This is a genomic window from Streptomyces sp. NPDC058001 (assembly GCF_042886315.1).
Classification (GTDB): Bacteria; Actinomycetota; Actinomycetes; order Streptomycetales; family Streptomycetaceae; genus Streptomyces.
This window is the reverse complement of record NZ_JBHVQT010000038.1, coordinates 1-1,483: the sequence shown is the minus strand read 5'-3', so window position 1 is coordinate 1,483 and position 1,483 is coordinate 1. Positions and strand designations below refer to the sequence as shown.

The window sequence follows — 1,483 nt, the reverse complement described above, 5'->3', positions numbered from 1 at the left end:
CTTGGGTTCTAATGGTCCTCGCAACACCCGCGATCTGTGGGAGTTGCGAGGACCGTGGCCGTTGGACACGATGATCTTTCGGGGTTGAGGGAGCGTTTCCTCGCGCGGCTGGATGCCGTGGGGAACGTGACCGTGGTGGCGGGTGAGCTGGGGGTGAACCGGAACACTGCCTTCGGCTGGGCTCGGAAGGCCGGACGGAGTTCGGTGCGCCTGCCGCGGCGGCACCCCGGGCGCGACGAGTACGAGCGGCTTCGGGCCGCCGGTGTCGCACGCCGGGTGGCGGCCCAGCAGGTCGGTGTGAACGAGCGCACGGCCAAGGACTGGGACTGGGGCGTCAAGAAGAGCGGCACCACGCGCACTTACGCCGACGGGCGCCGTGTCGACTACACCACCGGGACCGTCACGATGGGCGGCGTGACCACAGCACCGGTGGGCCTGAAAGCCCTGGAAAAGCAACTGCATCCGCGGTTTCTGACACTGGCCGAGCGTGAACAGATCCGTGATCTCCATGCGCTGGGCCGGTCGCTGCGGGCGATTGGACGTGCCCTGGGACGGCCGGCAAGCACGGTCAAGCGGGAGATCGACGCGAATTCCGGCACCGGGGGCTACCAGCCCTACGCGGCCCACCGGGCGGCGGCAGCGCGCAGACCCCGGCCCAAGGACCGCAAACTGCTGCGCGAGGGACGGCTGCGCCGCTTCGTCCAGGACGGACTGCGCAGGCGGTGGTCACCGGAGCAGATCTGCCACGCTTTGCGCAAGGAGTGTCCCGGCGACGAGAGCATGCGGGTGAGCGTGGAGACGGTCTACCAGGCGCTGTATTTCCAGGCCCGCGGCGGCCTGAAGCGGGAAGTGCAGGCAGCCGTCCGCTCCGGCCGGACCCGCCGCAAACCACGCCGGGACCCCCACCGGCGCACCCCACGGTTCATCGACCCAATGGTGATGATCAGCGACCGCCCCGCCGCCGCCGAGGACCGGGCCGTGCCCGGTCACTGGGAAGGCGACCTGATCATCGGCGCAGGCGGGCGTTCCGCGATCGCCACCCTGGTCGAGCGCAGCACCCGCTACACCCTGCTGGTTCACCTGCCCGGCGGAGCCCACGACGCCGAGACCGTCCGCGACGGCCTCGTCCGCACCATCCAGACCCTGCCCGCCCACCTGCGCGGCTCCCTCACCTGGGACCAGGGCAGCGAGATGGCACGTCACCAGCAGTTCAGCATGGCCACCGGCATGCCCGTCTACTTCTGCGACCCGGCCTCGCCCTGGCAACGCGGCTCGAACGAGAACACGAACGGGCTGCTGCGGCAGTACTTCCCGAAAGGCACCGACCTGAGCCTGCACAGTCCCGAAGACCTCGAACACGTCGCCCAGGAACTCAACGGCCGCCCACGCAAGACGCTCGACTGGGATAACCCAGCCGAGCGCCTACGTGATCTACTGACCGCCTGAATCTGGATCGGTGTTGCGACGATCACTAGAACCCAAG

1 protein-coding gene is annotated in these 1,483 nt (G+C 69.0%); it reads left to right on the top strand.

Annotated features, from left to right (window positions below):
* Nucleotides 1–405: 405 nt before the first annotated feature.
* The gene (locus tag ACFVT5_RS43260) at nt 406–1,446 is read left to right on the top strand and encodes an IS30 family transposase (protein WP_389899739.1); all 1,041 of its coding nucleotides are present in this window, start codon (nt 406–408) and stop codon (nt 1,444–1,446) included.
* The last annotated feature ends 37 nt before the right edge of the window (nt 1,447–1,483 follow it).

Coding starts and splice junctions, on each gene's coding strand:
- ACFVT5_RS43260 (WP_389899739.1), top strand. CDS start 406: ATGGGCGGCGTGACCACAGCACCGGTGGGCCTGAAAGCCCTGGAAAAG.